The following is a 14,579-nucleotide window of genomic DNA, read 5'->3' as shown; positions in this document are numbered from 1 at the left end:
GTTTTCTTGTCATGACACTTCCGTCCGATCTGCCCGCTGAACTCGCCCATAAAGGCGTGCGCCCGGTCGATCGCCTCGGATTTACCCTGTTTCTCGCGGCGCTGATCCATCTGGCGCTACTGCTCGGCGTGGGTTTCACCATAGTCGAGCCCAAGCAGATCAGCAAAACCCTGGAAATTACCCTCGCCACCTTCAAGAGCGAAAAGAAGCCGGCGAAGGCCGATTTCCTCGCCCAGGAAAACCAGGAAGGCAGCGGCACCCTCGACAAGAAGGCAATCCCCAAGACCACCGAGGTCGCGCCGTTCCAGGACAATCAGGTCAAGAAAGTCACCCCGCCGCCGGCCGCCAAGCCGGAAGTGCAGGAAGCCGCGCCCAAGGCGGCCGTGACCACCGTCGCGCCGAAACCGAAAAAGGCGCCGACCAAGAAAGAAGAAGCCAAGACCGAGACCAAACCGACGGTCGATGCCCCGACTTTCGACAGCTCGCAGCTCTCCAGCGACATCGCCAGCCTTGAAGCCGAACTGGCCAACGAACAACAGCTGTACGCCAAGCGCCCGCGTATCCACCGCCTGAGCGCTGCCTCGACCATGCGCGACAAGGGCGCCTGGTACAAGGACGAATGGCGCAAGAAGGTCGAGCGCATCGGCAACCTCAATTATCCCGACGAAGCCCGGCGCAAGCAGATCTACGGCAATCTGCGCCTGATGGTGTCGATCAACCGCGACGGCTCGCTGTACGAAGTGCTGGTGCTGGAGTCTTCCGGCCAGCCTCTGCTGGATCAGGCGGCGCAGCGCATCGTGCGACTGGCAGCTCCGTTTGCACCGTTTACCGGCGACCTGTCGGACATCGACCGGCTGGAAATCATCCGCACCTGGAAATTTGCCCGCGGTGACAAACTCTCGAGCAACTGACACACCGAAGAACCCCTGTGGGAGCGAGCTTGCTCGCGAATGCGGTGTGTCATACAACATTGATGTGACTGATCCACCGCTTTCGCGAGCAAGCTCGCTCCCACATTGGAACAGTGTTGCAAGCATCTCCAGCTTGTCAGTTCGCCCCCCGAACGCCACACTAGCGCACATGAAAAACGTCAGCCCCAGCTACCTCAAGCATCACTTCCTGATCGCCATGCCACACATGGCCGACCCGAACTTTGCCCACACCTTGACCTACATCGTCGAGCACACGGCCAATGGCGCCATGGGGCTGGTGGTCAACCGACCGCAAGAGCTGAATCTGGCCGACATTCTCGAACAACTGCGCCCGGACATCGATCCGCCAGCGCTGTGCCAGCATGTGCCGATCTTCATCGGCGGCCCGGTGCAGACCGATCGCGGTTTTGTCCTGCACCCGGCGGGCAAGACGTTCCAGGCTACCGTTGAGCTGGAGGGCGATCTGGCCCTGTCCACCTCGCAGGACGTGCTGTTCGCCATCGCCGATGGCGTGGGCCCGGCCAAAAGCGTCATCACCCTCGGTTATGCCGGTTGGGAAGCCGGTCAGCTGGAGGCCGAACTGGCCGACAACGCCTGGCTGACCTGCCCGTACGACGCCGACATCCTGTTCAACACCAGCAGTGAACTGCGCCTGGAAGCGGCGGCCAAGCACCTGGGGATCAACCTCAGCCTGCTGACCAGCCAGGCAGGACACGCCTGATGGCCCTGCGCCTGATCCTCGGCTTCGACTACGGCACCAAACAGATCGGCGTGGCGGTCGGCCAGGTGATTACCGGCCAGGCCCGCGAACTGTGCACCTTGAAGGCGCAAAACGGTGTGCCGGACTGGAATCAGGTCGAAGCCCTGATAAAGGAATGGAAACCCGACGCCGTGGTGGTCGGCCTGCCGCTGAACATGGACGGCACGCCCAGCGAGATGTGCGCCCGCGCCGAGAAATTCGCCCGCCGCCTCAACGGCCGCTTCAACCTGCCTTTCTATACCCACGATGAACGCCTGACGACCTTCGAAGCCAAGGGCGAGCGGCTGGTGCGCGGCGGGCAGAAAGGCAGCTACCGCGACAACCCGGTGGACGCCATCGCCGCCGCCCTGCTGCTGCAAGGCTGGCTCGACGAAAACACCGCACTATTTGAATCCTGACAAGCGCTACGGCGCTTTTCTTTTGGTTACAACCCGAGCCCCGGTTCGCGAGAACCGGCTCGACCCCGAGAAGGAGCAACCATGAGCCTGCCCAATCCCGCCGATCTGATCAGCCAGATGGCGACACGCCTCAAGGCGCACCTTGCCCAGCGTGACATCAGCGAACCGCGTTACATCGGCATCCGCACCGGCGGCGTCTGGGTCGCCCAGGCCCTGCTCGCAGAGCTGGGCAGCGACGCGCCATTGGGCACGCTGGATGTTTCCTTCTACCGCGACGACTTCAGCCAGAACGGCCTGCACCCGCAGGTGCGCCCGTCCGCCCTGCCCTTCGAAATCGAAGGCCAGCATCTGGTGCTGATCGACGACGTACTGATGAGCGGCCGGACCATCCGCGCCGCCATGAACGAACTGTTCGACTACGGCCGCCCGGCCAGCGTAACGCTGGTCTGCCTGCTGGACCTGGACGCCGGCGAACTGCCGATCCGCCCGAACGTGGTTGGCGCGACCCTGTCGCTGGCCGCCCACGAACGGGTGAAGCTGTCCGGCCCGGAGCTGGCCCTCGAACTGCAAGACCTTGCCCTTTAATCCGCCCTATTGAGAGTCCCCCTCGCGATGACGCCTCTAGATACCAAGCGCCCGCTGCAGCTCAATGATCAGGGCCAGCTGCGCCACTTCCTCTCGCTCGACGGCCTGCGCCGCGAGTTGCTGACGGAAATCCTCGACACCGCCGACTCGTTCCTCGAAGTCGGTGCACGGGCCGTGAAGAAGGTCCCGTTGCTGCGCGGCAAGACCGTGTGCAACGTGTTCTTCGAAAACTCGACTCGCACCCGCACCACTTTCGAACTGGCGGCCCAGCGGCTGTCGGCGGACGTGATCACCCTGAACGTGTCGACCTCGTCGGCCAGCAAGGGTGAAACCCTGCTCGACACCCTGCGCAATCTGGAAGCCATGGCCGCCGACATGTTCGTCGTGCGCCACGGCGACTCGGGCGCTGCGCACTTCATCGCCGAACATGTCTGCCCACAAGTGGCGATCATCAACGGCGGCGATGGCCGACACGCCCACCCGACCCAGGGCATGCTCGACATGCTGACCATCCGCCGCCACAAGGGCGGTTTCGAGAACCTCTCGGTGGCCATCGTCGGCGACATCCTGCACTCGCGGGTGGCGCGGTCGAACATGCTCGCCCTGAAGACCCTCGGTTGCCCGGACATCCGCGTGATCGCACCGAAGACCCTGTTGCCGATCGGCATCGAGCAGTACGGCGTGAAGGTCTACACCGACATGACCGAAGGCCTGAAAGACGTCGACGTGGTGATCATGCTGCGCCTGCAGCGTGAGCGCATGACCGGCGGCCTGCTGCCGAGCGAAGGCGAGTTCTACCGCCTGTTCGGCCTGACCACCGCGCGCCTGGCCGGCGCCAAACCCGATTGCATCGTCATGCACCCGGGGCCGATCAACCGTGGGGTGGAGATCGAGTCGGCGGTGGCCGACGGCCCGCACTCGGTGATCCTCAATCAAGTCACCTACGGCATCGCAATCCGTATGGCCGTGCTGTCGATGGCCATGAGCGGGCAAACGGCGCAACGTCAATTCGAGCAGGAGAACGCCCAGTGAAGCTCAGCATTCTCGGCGCCCGCGTCATCGATCCAAGCAGCGGCCTGGATCAAATCACCGATATTCACGTTGAAGCCTGCAAGATCGTCGCCCTCGGCGCTGCACCGGCCGGCTTCACCGCCGTCGAAACCATCGACGCCCAAGGCCTTGTCGCCGCTCCAGGCCTCGTAGACCTCAACGTCGCCCTGCGCGAGCCGGGCTACAGCCGCAAAGGCACCATCGCCAGCGAAACCCGCGCTGCTGCGGCCGGCGGCGTGACCAGCCTGTGCTGCCCGCCGAAGACCAGACCGGTGCTCGACACCTCCGCTGTGGCCGAGCTGATCCTCGACCGCGCCCGCGAGGCCGGCAACACCAAGGTGTTCCCGATCGGCGCCCTGAGCAAAGGTCTGGACGGCGAACAACTGGCCGAGCTGGTTGCCCTGCGCGACGCCGGTTGCGTGGCGTTCGGCAACGGCCTGGAAAGCTTCCGCAACACCCGCACCCTGTGCCGGGCGCTGGATTACGCGGCGACCTTCGACCTGACGGTGATTTTCAACTCGCAGGATCACGACCTCGCCGACGGCGGCCTGGCCCACGAAGGCGCCACCGCCAGCTTCCTCGGCCTGCCGGGCATCCCGGAAACAGCTGAAACCGTGGCCCTGGCCCGTGATCTGCTGCTGGTCGAGCAGACCGGCGTGCGTGCTCACTTCAGCCAGTTGACCAGTGCTCGCGGTGTGGCTCTGATTGCTCAGGCCCAGGCCCGTGGTTTGAAAGTCACGGCGGATGTCGCCCTGTATCAGCTGATCCTGACGGACGAAGCGCTGATCGACTTCAGCAGCCTGTATCACGTGCAACCGCCGCTGCGCACCCGCGCCGACCGCGATGGTCTGCGCGAGGCGGTGAAGTCCGGCGTGGTCTCGGCGATTTCCAGCCATCACCAGCCCCATGAACGCGATGCGAAACTGGCACCGTTCGGCGCGACCGAGCCGGGCATCAGCAGCGTCGAACTGCTGCTGCCGCTGGCGATGACGCTGGTCGAGGATGGTCTGCTGGATCTGCCGACCCTGCTGGCGCGCCTGAGCGCCGGCCCGGCCGAGGCCCTGCGCCTGCCGGCGGGCAAACTGGCGGTGGGTGGCGCGGCGGATATCGTGCTGTTCGATCCGAAGGCCTCGACCGTGGCTGGCGAAACCTGGCTGTCGAAAGGCGAGAACTGCCCGTTCCTCGGCCATAGCCTGCCGGGTGTGGTGCGTTACACGCTGGTGGATGGCCGGATCAGTCATCAGGCTTGATACCGAGTTGACCCCAATCGCGAGCAAGCTCGCTCCCACAAGGTCACCACGAACCCTGTGGGAGCGAGCTTGCTCGCGAAGCTTTATTGGAAGGCACCACGCCCTTCGGCATTACGCACCGACACCTGATCGTTCAGTGTCCAGAAGTCATACAGCACGCCCAGAAAGAACAGCCCGCCGGTCAGCAGGTACAGCAAACCTGTGATCCACTTGCCCTGATACATCCGGTGCACACCGAATGCGCCGAGGAAGGTCAGCAGGATCCACGCCACGTTGTATTCGATAGGACCCGCCGCAAAACGCAGGTCGGCTTCGCGATCCATCGCCGGGATCAGGAACACGTCGATCAGCCAGCCGATCCCCAGCAGTCCGAAGGTGAAAAACCAGATCGTGCCGGTCACCGGCTTGCCGTAATAGAAGCGGTGAGAACCTGTGAAACCGAAAATCCACAACAGGTAGCCGATCACCTTGCTATGGGTGTCTTTTTCCTTCACACGGGGCAGCTGATAGCCGTTCATTAAGACCTCGATACACGCGATAGATAAATATTCTTTAATTCTTTGTGACTTTTTTACAGGTAGCCGACGTATGGCAAATGCTACCGTGTCTCCCGTCAAAGCCTTATAGCACCGGACTTCTGTCCGACAATTGCGTCTTTTTGCCGCTTATTTGGTTCCGTTGGCACCCGATTGAATCGACCAACGGCCTCGGAAGTGACAAAAAAGCTGTTATAAAGTTGCGCGCTAACACACCAAGAGCCCTGCCTAATGCGTCCATTTTTCAAGACATGGCTAACTATTTGCCTATTAATGCCACTGGCCGCCCACGCCACCAATCGTGAGCAACGTCTTCCCAACGTTAACGGTTTCACACCCAAATCCCATGCCTCTGCTCCTTCGAACAAAGGCAAACAGGTCAAACACACCACGCTGAGCAGCAACGGCCGCAGCAAGCTGGTGCCACCGATGGCGACCAAGGAAAGCAGCAACGTCCTGAGTCGCGCGGTAAACGTCCTCGGTACACCCTACCGTTGGGGCGGCAGCAGCCCGAGTAAAGGCTTCGACTGCAGCGGTCTGGTGAAATACGCGTTCAACGACGCCACGTTCGACCTGCCACGCACCTCGAACGCCATGGCCAGCGGTCACGGCGAGAAAGTCGAACGCAAGGACCTGAAGCCGGGCGACCTGATTTTCTTCAACATCAAGAGCCGTCGGGTCAATCACGTTGCCATCTACCTAGGCAACGACCGCTTCATCCATGCACCACGGCGCGGCAAGTCGGTAAGCATCGACACACTGAACAAGCCGTACTGGGAAAAGCATTACGTGGTAGCCAAACGCGTATTGCCGAAAGAGCCAGGCAGCAAGCAGTTGCGTGTGGTTCAACGCTGATCCGGCAGTGCCAGAATCTGCTTTGCCAGTCATGACCTCATCGCGAGCAGGCTCGCTCCCACATTGAAATGCGTTCCAATGTGGGAGCGAGCCTGCTCGCGATGAGGCCGGTAAAATCGCTACATATCCCTTTTAGAAATTATCCGGTGTCCGCGCTTTCTCCCGCGCATGTTCGCGGCTGATCAAGCCCTTGGTCACCAGATCCTTCAGACACATGTCGAGTGTCTGCATCCCCAGCGAGCCGCCGGTCTGTATCGCCGAATACATCTGCGCCACCTTGTCCTCGCGGATCAGATTACGGATCGCCGACGTCCCCAGCATGATTTCGTGCGCCGCCACCCGGCCGCCGCCGATCTTCTTGATCAGCGTCTGCGACACCACCGCCAGCAACGACTCCGAAAGCATCGAGCGCACCATGGATTTTTCGTCCCCGGGGAACACATCCACTACCCGGTCGATGGTCTTGGCCGCCGACGTTGTGTGCAGGGTGCCAAACACCAGGTGCCCGGTCTCGGCGGCGGTGAGTGCCAGGCGGATGGTTTCCAGATCACGCATCTCGCCCACCAGAATCACGTCCGGATCCTCACGCAGTGCCGAACGCAACGCGGTGGCGAAACTGCGGGTATCGCGGTGGACTTCGCGCTGATTGATCAGGCATTTGCGCGATTCATGGACGAATTCGATAGGATCTTCGATGGTCAGGATGTGGTGATGGCGATGGGTGTTGAGGTAATCGATCATCGCCGCCAGGGTCGTGGACTTGCCGGAGCCGGTCGGCCCGGTCACCAACACCAGCCCGCGTGGCGCATCGGTGATCTTGCGGAATACGTCGCCCATGGCGAGGTCATCCATGCTCAGCACTTTCGAGGGAATGGTCCGGAACACCGCACCGGCGCCCCGGTTCTGGTTGAAGGCATTGACCCGGAAGCGCGCCACGCCGGGGACTTCGAAGGAAAAGTCGGTTTCCAGATGTTTCTCAAAGTCCACCCGCTGGGTGTCGTTCATGATGTCGTAGATCAGCTCGTGCACTTGCTTGTGATCCAGCGCCGGCAGATTGATCCGCCGCACATCGCCATCCACGCGGATCATCGGCGGCAGACCGGCCGACAGGTGCAGGTCGGAAGCGCCCTGTTTGGCGCTGAAGGCCAGCAGTTCAGTGATATCCATAGCGTCCCTCAATTCCAGTAGAATGCCGCGAACCTTCAGACCGCTGGCGCCTCTTGATGTCCACGATAGCAGACAACATTCAACTGGTTAGTTCGCGAATCCGTAACGCCACCCAAGCCGCCGGCCGCGATGAAAACAGCGTCCAGCTGCTGGCCGTGAGCAAGACCAAACCGGCACAAGCCCTGCGCGAAGCGTACGCCGCCGGCCTGCGCGACTTCGGCGAGAACTACCTGCAAGAGGCCTTGGGCAAACAGCTCGAACTGGCCGACCTGCCCTTGATCTGGCACTTCATCGGCCCCATTCAGTCGAACAAGACCCGCTCGATTGCCGAGTATTTCGCCTGGGTGCACTCCGTGGATCGTCTGAAAATCGCCCAACGCCTGTCCGAACAACGCCCGGCGGATCTGCCGCCACTGAACATCTGCATTCAGGTCAACGTCAGCGGTGAAGCCAGCAAGTCCGGCTGCACGCCGCAAGATCTGCCGGCCCTCGCACACGCCATCAGCGCCCTGCCGCGCCTGAAGCTGCGCGGATTGATGGCGATTCCCGAGCCGACCGAAGATCGTGCCGAGCAAGACGCTGCATTCGCTGCCGTTCAGAAACTGCAGGCCGGGCTAGACCTGCCGCTCGACACACTTTCCATGGGCATGAGCCACGACCTCGAGTCGGCCATTGCCCAGGGCGCGACCTGGGTCCGTATCGGTACGGCCCTGTTCGGCGCCCGCGACTATTCCCAATCTTGAACATTTCCAGATAAGGACCTGACATGAGCAACACACGTATTGCCTTTATCGGTGCCGGCAACATGGCCGCCAGCCTGATCGGCGGCCTGCGGGCCAAGGGTCTGGAAGCTGCACGGATTCGCGCCAGCGATCCGGGCGAAGAAACCCGCGCCAAAGTCAGCGCCGAACACGGCATCGAAACCTTCGCCGACAACGCCCAGGCCATCGACGGCGCTGAGGTGGTGGTACTGGCGGTCAAGCCACAAGCCATGAAAGCCGTGTGCGAAGCGATTCGCCCGAGTCTGAAGCCGAATCAACTGGTGGTCTCGATCGCCGCCGGCATCACCTGCGCCAGCATGACCGCATGGCTCGGCGAGCAACCGATCGTGCGCTGCATGCCGAACACCCCGGCGCTGCTGCGTCAGGGCGTGAGCGGCTTGTACGCTACCAGCGCGGTCAGTGCCGAACAGCGCCAACAGGCTGAAGAGCTGCTGTCCGCCGTTGGCATCGCCCTGTGGCTGAACGAAGAGCAGCAACTGGACGCGGTCACCGCCGTCTCCGGTTCCGGCCCGGCGTACTTCTTCCTGCTGATCGAAGCCATGACCGCCGCCGGCGTCAAACTTGGCCTGCCCAAGGAAACCGCCGAGCAACTGACTCTGCAGACCGCGCTGGGCGCAGCGCACATGGCGGTTTCCAGCGACGTCGACGCTGCCGAGCTGCGTCGCCGCGTGACCTCGCCGGCCGGCACCACGGAAGCCGCGATCAAATCGTTCCAGGCCGGCGGCTTCGAAGCCCTGGTGGAAAAAGCACTCGGCGCCGCCGCGCACCGCTCGGCCGAAATGGCCGAACAACTGGGCAAATAAGGAGCCTTACATGATTGGATTGAACACCGCAGCGGTCTACGTGCTGCAAACCCTCGGCAGCCTGTACCTGCTGATCGTGCTGCTGCGCTTCGTCCTGCAACTGGTGCGGGCGAACTTCTACAACCCGCTGTGCCAGTTCGTGGTCAAGGCCACCCAGCCGCTGCTCAAGCCACTGCGCCGGATCATCCCGAGCCTGTTCGGCCTCGACATGTCGTCGCTGGTATTGGCAATTCTCGTGCAACTGGCGCTGATGGCGCTGACCCTGCTGCTGACCTACGGCACCACCGGCAACCCGCTGCAACTGCTGATCTGGTCGCTGATCGGCGTGACGGCGCTGTTCCTGAAGATTTTCTTCTGGGCCATGATCATCAGCATCATCCTGTCCTGGGTCGCACCGGGCAGCCACAATCCGGGCGCCGAACTGGTAAACCAGATCTGTGAACCGGCCCTGGCGCCGTTCCGCCGCATCCTGCCGAACCTCGGTGGTCTGGACCTGTCGCCGATCTTCGCCTTCCTCGTGCTGAAGCTGATCGACATGCTGGTGATCAACAACCTCGCGGCGATGACGATGATGCCGGAAATCCTGCGCCTGCTGATGTGAGCTGGTTTCGCTGGGACGGTGACGATCTGATTCTGGAATGTCACCTGCAACCGGCCGCCCGCAGCGATGATTTCTGCGGGCTGCACGGTGATCGCCTGAAGATCCGCCTGACCGCGCCGCCGGTTGAGGGCAAGGCCAATGCGTATCTTATGGGGTTTCTGGCCAAGGCTTTTGGGGTTTCCAAGAGCCAGGTCAGCCTGATCGGCGGCGAGCTGAACCGGCAGAAGCGGGTGAAAATCTGCTCGCCGAAGAAGTTGCCGGATTTGCCTGATTTGACGCGTCCGGTCTGATCCACCAAGTCGTCTCATTCGCGAGCAGGCTCGCTCCCACATTAGATATGTGATCCCTGTGGGAGCGAGCCTGCTCGCGAATGGCCGCACCTCGATCAAGAGCAAACCAATCAGGCCTGATCGTTGCTTGCCGCTAACCCCACCGGTCTTTAGACTTACGCCTCATTTCAACGAGAGCAGGGTCGATGCCAGCTGCCTTTCCCCCCGATTCTGTTGGTCTGGTGACGCCGCAAACGGCGCACTTCAGCGAACCGCTGGCCCTGGCCTGCGGCCGTTCGCTGGCCGCTTATGACCTGATCTACGAAACCTACGGCACGCTGAACGCGCAAGCGAGCAACGCCGTACTGATCTGCCACGCCTTGTCCGGCCACCACCACGCTGCGGGTTACCACAGCGTCGACGACCGCAAGCCCGGTTGGTGGGATAGCTGCATCGGCCCTGGCAAACCGATCGACACCAACAAGTTCTTTGTGGTCAGCCTGAACAACCTCGGCGGCTGCAACGGCTCCACCGGCCCGAGCAGCACCAACCCGGAAACCGGCAAGCCGTTCGGCGCCGACTTCCCGGTGCTCACCGTGGAAGACTGGGTACACAGCCAGGCGCGCCTCGCCGACCTGCTCGGCATCGGTCAGTGGGCCGCAGTGATCGGCGGCAGCCTCGGCGGCATGCAGGCGCTGCAATGGACCATTACGTATCCGGATCGTGTACGCCACTGCCTGGCCATCGCCTCGGCCCCCAAGCTGTCGGCACAGAACATCGCCTTCAACGAAGTGGCACGCCAGGCGATCCTCACCGACCCGGAATTCCACGGCGGCTCGTTCCAGGAACAGGGCGTGATCCCCAAGCGCGGCCTGATGCTGGCGCGGATGGTCGGGCATATCACTTACCTGTCCGACGACTCCATGGGCGAAAAATTCGGCCGTGGCCTGAAGAGCGAAAAACTCAACTACGACTTCCACAGCGTCGAGTTCCAGGTCGAAAGTTACCTGCGTTATCAGGGCGAAGAGTTCTCCGGGCGCTTCGATGCCAACACCTATCTGTTGATGACCAAGGCACTGGATTACTTCGATCCGGCGGCGAACTTCGACGATAACCTGGCAAAAACCTTCGAAGGGGCGAAAGCCAAATTCTGCGTGATGTCGTTCACCACCGACTGGCGCTTCTCCCCGGCCCGCTCGCGCGAGCTGGTGGACGCACTGATGGCCGCGCGCAAGGACGTCAGTTACCTGGAAATCGACGCACCGCAAGGCCACGACGCTTTCCTGATTCCGATCCCGCGTTATTTGCAGGCGTTCGGCAACTACATGAACCGCATTACGTTGTGAGAAAGCCATGAGAGCTGATCTGGAAATCATCCAGGAATGGATCCCCGCCGGCAGCCGCGTGCTCGACCTCGGTTGCGGTGACGGCGAGTTGCTGACCTGGCTGCGTGACCACAAGCAGGTCACTGGCTACGGCCTGGAAAATGACCCGGACAACATCGCCGAGTGTGTGGCCAAGGGCATCAACGTCATCGAGCAGGACCTGGACAAGGGCCTGGGCAACTTCGCCAGCAACAGCTTCGACATCGTGGTGATGACCCAGGCCCTGCAAGCCGTGCATTATCCGGACAAAATCCTCGACGAAATGCTGCGGGTCGGTCGCCAGTGCATCATCACCTTTCCCAACTTCGGGCACTGGCGCTGCCGCTGGTATCTGGCGAGCAAGGGCCGGATGCCGGTTTCCGAGTTTCTGCCGTACACCTGGTACAACACGCCGAACATTCACTTCTGCACCTTCGAGGACTTTGAAGAACTTTGTCGCGAACGTGATGCGAAGGTCATTGATCGGCTTGCCGTGGATCAACAGCACCGTCACGGGTGGGCCAGTAAGCTATGGCCTAATCTGTTAGGTGAGATCGGTATCTACCGCGTGAGCAGCCCCGGCTTGCAGGATCACAGAATCGCGGTCTGAACCACGACATTGCGAGGAGAACGAACATGGGACGCTTGATTACCGCGCTATTGGCCGCCTGCCTGAGCCTGTCAGCCGTGGCCGCCGATGCCATCAAGGGCGAACGCAAGGAGGTGTTCGGTGATGTCACCGTGCATTACAACACCTTCAACTCGACCTTCCTGACGCCGGACATCGCCAAGGCTGCCGAGCTGATCCGCAGCAAGAATCAGGGCGTGATCAATGTCTCGGTGATCAAGGACGGCAAACCGCTGATCGCCCAGGTCACCGGCACCGTCAAAGACCTGACCAGCCAGAGCGTGCCGCTGACCTTCCGCCAGATCACCGAACAGGGTGCGATCTACTACATCGCCCAATACCCGGTGGAGCAGCAGGAAACCCGCACCTTTGAAATCAAGGTGCAGACCGGTGACAAGATCAACACCATCAATTTCAACCAAGAACTTTTCCCCGGCGAATGATGAACCTCAAGCAACTCGTACTGGCCAGCCATAACGCCGGCAAACTCAAGGAACTCCAGGCCATGCTCGGCGCATCGGTGCAATTGCGCTCGATCGGCGAGTTCAGCAGCGTGGAGCCGGAAGAAACCGGTCTGTCGTTCGTCGAGAACGCGATCCTCAAGGCCCGCAACGCTGCGCGCATCTCCGGACTGCCGGCGCTGGCCGACGATTCGGGTCTGGCGGTGGATTTCCTCGGCGGTGCGCCGGGCATCTATTCCGCGCGCTACGCTGACGGCAAGGGCGACGCGGCGAACAACGCCAAGCTGCTCGACGCTTTGAAGGACGTGCCTGAAGCCGAGCGCGGTGCGCAGTTCGTCTGCGTGCTGGCCTTGGTGCGTCACGCCGACGATCCTCTGCCGATTCTGTGCGAAGGTCTGTGGCACGGGCGTATCCTCACCGCCGCCAGCGGCGAGCACGGTTTCGGCTACGACCCGCTGTTCTGGGTGCCGGAGCGTGACGTGTCCAGCGCCGAGCTGAGCCCGAGCGACAAGAACCAGATCAGCCACCGCGCCCGTGCAATGGATCTGCTGCGCCAGCGTCTGGGCTTGAAATGACCGATAGTTCCTCCGCGTCGTCGCTGATTATCGGCGGCGGCGCCTCCTCGCCTCGGGCGCCGTTGCCGACGCTGCCGCCCTTGGCGCTGTACATCCACATCCCGTGGTGTGTGCGCAAATGCCCCTATTGCGACTTCAACTCCCACACCGCCAGCCCGGCGCTTCCGGAGCAGGAATACGTCGATGCGCTGCTCGCCGACCTGGATCAGGATCTGCACGCGGTGTACGGCCGTGAGTTGAGTTCGATCTTCTTTGGCGGCGGCACGCCGAGCCTGTTCAGCGCCGAAGCCCTTGGTCGCTTGCTCGAAGGCGTAAAACAGCGCATCCCGTTTGCCGATGACATCGAAATCACCCTGGAAGCCAACCCCGGAACTTTCGAGCAAGAGAAGTTCGTCGCCTACCGCAAACTGGGGATCAATCGCCTGTCGATCGGCATCCAGAGCTTCCAGCAGGAAAAGCTCAAGGCCCTCGGCCGCATCCACAACGGCGACGAAGCGGTACGCGCCGCCGGCATGGCGCGCCAGGCCGGGTTCGATAACTTCAACCTCGACTTGATGCACGGCTTGCCGGACCAGTCGCTGGACGATGCCCTGAGCGATCTGCGCCAGGCGATCGAGCTAAAGCCGACGCACATTTCCTGGTATCAGCTGACACTGGAGCCGAACACCGTGTTCTGGAACCAGCCGCCGGTGCTGCCGGAAGACGACACGCTGTGGGACATTCAAGAGGCCGGACAGGCACTGCTGGCCGAGCACGGTTACGCGCAGTACGAAGTCTCGGCCTACGCCCAACCCGGTCGCCCGGCGCGGCATAACCTCAATTACTGGAGCTTCGGCGACTTCATCGGTATCGGCGCCGGTGCCCACGGCAAGCTCAGTCACCCGGACGGGCGCATCGTGCGCACCTGGAAGACGCGCCTGCCGAAGGACTACCTCAACCCGGCCAAAAGCTTTCAGGCCGGCGAGAAGGCCCTGACCAACGACGAGATGCCGTTCGAGTTCCTGATGAATGCCCTGCGCCTGACCGCCGGCGTCGAATCGCGCCTGTACCCGGAGCGCACCGGCCTGCCGCTGGAGAGCCTCGACGAACACCGGCGCGAGGCCGAACAAAGCGGTCTGTTGCAGGTCGAACCGTCACGTCTGGCGGCTACCGAGCGCGGACAACTGTTCCTCAACGACTTGCTGCAGAAATTTCTGAGCTGACCGCTCTTAAGGAAACCGCATGGATTTGATACTCGACCTGCTCGCCACCGTGTCCCGCTGGAGCCGCAGCAACCTCTCGGAAATCGCTCTGGCCCTGGTGGGCTGCCTGCTGGTGCTGTTCGGCGCCGACTTCAAAGGCTGGGTCGAGCAACGCCTGGGCAGCATCGCGGGCGCCCTGCGCGTCCCGCTGATGGCCCTGCTGTGCATGATCGGCAGCGGCGCAGCGCTGATCTACGCCACGCCATGGGTGGTGAAGGGGCTGAGCCAGTTCAACAACTACAGCCTGGCGCCGGTGTTGTTGGTGGTGCTGGTGTTGATTGGCGTGGTCGCGGACCGCCGCTGAATACAGACAGGGAAGTTC

Annotated in this window: 19 protein-coding genes; 17 read left to right on the top strand and 2 right to left on the bottom strand. The window is 62.1% G+C overall.

Translation table 11 applies throughout. The features are described from left to right. Positions 1-11 precede the first annotated feature (11 nt). The 6 genes from N8H71_RS21765 (at position 12) to N8H71_RS21740 (ending at position 4,975) form a co-directional block, all read left to right on the top strand. Complete coding sequence (locus N8H71_RS21765; RefSeq protein ID WP_262195624.1) at positions 12-911, top strand: energy transducer TonB; 900 nt, start codon at positions 12-14, stop codon at positions 909-911. A 169-nt stretch (positions 912-1,080) separates the two neighbouring features. After that, on the top strand, positions 1,081-1,653 hold the full coding sequence (locus tag N8H71_RS21760) for a YqgE/AlgH family protein (RefSeq protein ID WP_039767938.1): 573 nt from the start codon (positions 1,081-1,083) through the stop codon (positions 1,651-1,653). After that, a complete protein-coding gene (gene ruvX / locus N8H71_RS21755) occupies positions 1,653-2,090 on the top strand; it encodes a Holliday junction resolvase RuvX (RefSeq protein ID WP_007953334.1) in 438 nt (145 codons plus the stop codon). Before N8H71_RS21760 ends, ruvX begins: the two co-directional genes overlap by 1 nt. Before the next feature lie 81 nt (positions 2,091-2,171). Beyond that, the gene (gene pyrR / locus N8H71_RS21750) at positions 2,172-2,675 is read left to right on the top strand and encodes a bifunctional pyr operon transcriptional regulator/uracil phosphoribosyltransferase PyrR (RefSeq protein ID WP_007953335.1); all 504 of its coding nucleotides are present in this window, start codon (positions 2,172-2,174) and stop codon (positions 2,673-2,675) included. Positions 2,676-2,702: 27 nt separating this feature from the next. After that, complete coding sequence (locus tag N8H71_RS21745; RefSeq protein ID WP_007913665.1) at positions 2,703-3,707, top strand: aspartate carbamoyltransferase catalytic subunit; 1,005 nt, start codon at positions 2,703-2,705, stop codon at positions 3,705-3,707. Then, the gene (locus N8H71_RS21740; RefSeq protein WP_085746690.1) at positions 3,704-4,975 is read left to right on the top strand and encodes a dihydroorotase; all 1,272 of its coding nucleotides are present in this window, start codon (positions 3,704-3,706) and stop codon (positions 4,973-4,975) included. The genes N8H71_RS21745 and N8H71_RS21740 overlap by 4 nt, the downstream gene beginning before the upstream one ends. An 83-nt stretch (positions 4,976-5,058) precedes the next feature. Here the strand turns inward: N8H71_RS21740 and N8H71_RS21735 are convergent, their stop codons facing one another. Further along, on the bottom strand, positions 5,059-5,493 hold the full coding sequence (locus tag N8H71_RS21735) for an NINE protein (RefSeq protein WP_115079505.1): 435 nt from the start codon (positions 5,491-5,493) through the stop codon (positions 5,059-5,061). Positions 5,494-5,742: 249 nt separating this feature from the next. Here N8H71_RS21735 and N8H71_RS21730 point away from each other — a divergent pair, with 249 nt between their 5' ends. Next, positions 5,743-6,366: a C40 family peptidase gene (locus N8H71_RS21730; RefSeq protein WP_262195623.1), complete on the top strand. Its 624-nt coding sequence runs from the start codon at positions 5,743-5,745 to the stop codon at positions 6,364-6,366. Between the two features lie 132 nt (positions 6,367-6,498). Here the strand turns inward: N8H71_RS21730 and N8H71_RS21725 are convergent, their stop codons facing one another. Then, complete coding sequence (locus N8H71_RS21725) at positions 6,499-7,533, bottom strand: type IV pilus twitching motility protein PilT (protein WP_262195622.1); 1,035 nt, start codon at positions 7,531-7,533, stop codon at positions 6,499-6,501. A 56-nt stretch (positions 7,534-7,589) separates the two neighbouring features. Between N8H71_RS21725 and N8H71_RS21720 the strand changes: the two genes are divergently transcribed. The 10 genes from N8H71_RS21720 to N8H71_RS21675 all read left to right on the top strand — a co-directional run bounded on the left by N8H71_RS21720 (position 7,590) and on the right by N8H71_RS21675 (position 14,561). Continuing rightward, positions 7,590-8,276, top strand: a complete 687-nt coding sequence (locus N8H71_RS21720; protein WP_262195621.1) for a YggS family pyridoxal phosphate-dependent enzyme — start codon at positions 7,590-7,592, stop codon at positions 8,274-8,276. A 23-nt stretch (positions 8,277-8,299) separates the two neighbouring features. Further along, complete coding sequence (proC, locus tag N8H71_RS21715) at positions 8,300-9,118, top strand: pyrroline-5-carboxylate reductase (RefSeq protein WP_262195620.1); 819 nt, start codon at positions 8,300-8,302, stop codon at positions 9,116-9,118. Between the two features lie 10 nt (positions 9,119-9,128). Beyond that, positions 9,129-9,719, top strand: coding sequence for a YggT family protein (locus tag N8H71_RS21710; RefSeq protein ID WP_011336374.1), 591 nt, complete (start codon positions 9,129-9,131; stop codon positions 9,717-9,719). Next, complete coding sequence (locus N8H71_RS21705; protein ID WP_262195619.1) at positions 9,716-10,009, top strand: DUF167 domain-containing protein; 294 nt, start codon at positions 9,716-9,718, stop codon at positions 10,007-10,009. Before N8H71_RS21710 ends, N8H71_RS21705 begins: the two co-directional genes overlap by 4 nt. 185 nt (positions 10,010-10,194) lie before the next feature. Beyond that, a complete protein-coding gene (metX, locus tag N8H71_RS21700; RefSeq protein WP_085689607.1) occupies positions 10,195-11,334 on the top strand; it encodes a homoserine O-succinyltransferase MetX in 1,140 nt (379 codons plus the stop codon). 7 nt (positions 11,335-11,341) lie between these two features. Next, positions 11,342-11,962, top strand: a complete 621-nt coding sequence (metW, locus tag N8H71_RS21695; RefSeq protein WP_085689605.1) for a methionine biosynthesis protein MetW — start codon at positions 11,342-11,344, stop codon at positions 11,960-11,962. 26 nt (positions 11,963-11,988) lie between these two features. Further along, positions 11,989-12,423 (top strand): DUF4426 domain-containing protein, encoded by a 435-nt coding sequence (locus N8H71_RS21690; RefSeq protein ID WP_262195618.1) that lies wholly within the window; start codon positions 11,989-11,991, stop codon positions 12,421-12,423. Further along, positions 12,420-13,016: an RdgB/HAM1 family non-canonical purine NTP pyrophosphatase gene (gene rdgB / locus N8H71_RS21685; protein WP_262195617.1), complete on the top strand. Its 597-nt coding sequence runs from the start codon at positions 12,420-12,422 to the stop codon at positions 13,014-13,016. The genes N8H71_RS21690 and rdgB overlap by 4 nt, the downstream gene beginning before the upstream one ends. Beyond that, entirely contained in the window at positions 13,013-14,218 is a 1,206-nt protein-coding gene (gene hemW / locus N8H71_RS21680; protein ID WP_262195616.1) for a radical SAM family heme chaperone HemW, read from the top strand. Before rdgB ends, hemW begins: the two co-directional genes overlap by 4 nt. A gap of 19 nt (positions 14,219-14,237) precedes the next feature. Further along, positions 14,238-14,561 carry a DUF3392 domain-containing protein gene (locus tag N8H71_RS21675; RefSeq protein WP_011336381.1) on the top strand — a complete coding sequence of 108 codons (324 nt, stop codon included), beginning with the start codon at positions 14,238-14,240 and terminating at the stop codon, positions 14,559-14,561. The last annotated feature ends 18 nt before the right edge of the window (positions 14,562-14,579 follow it).

Origin of the sequence: Pseudomonas koreensis, from assembly GCF_025447595.1 — a bacterium.
Taxonomy (GTDB): Bacteria; Pseudomonadota; Gammaproteobacteria; order Pseudomonadales; family Pseudomonadaceae; genus Aquipseudomonas; species Aquipseudomonas koreensis_H.
Note: the sequence above shows the minus strand (reverse complement) of the source record. Positions and strands in the feature narration are given on the sequence as shown.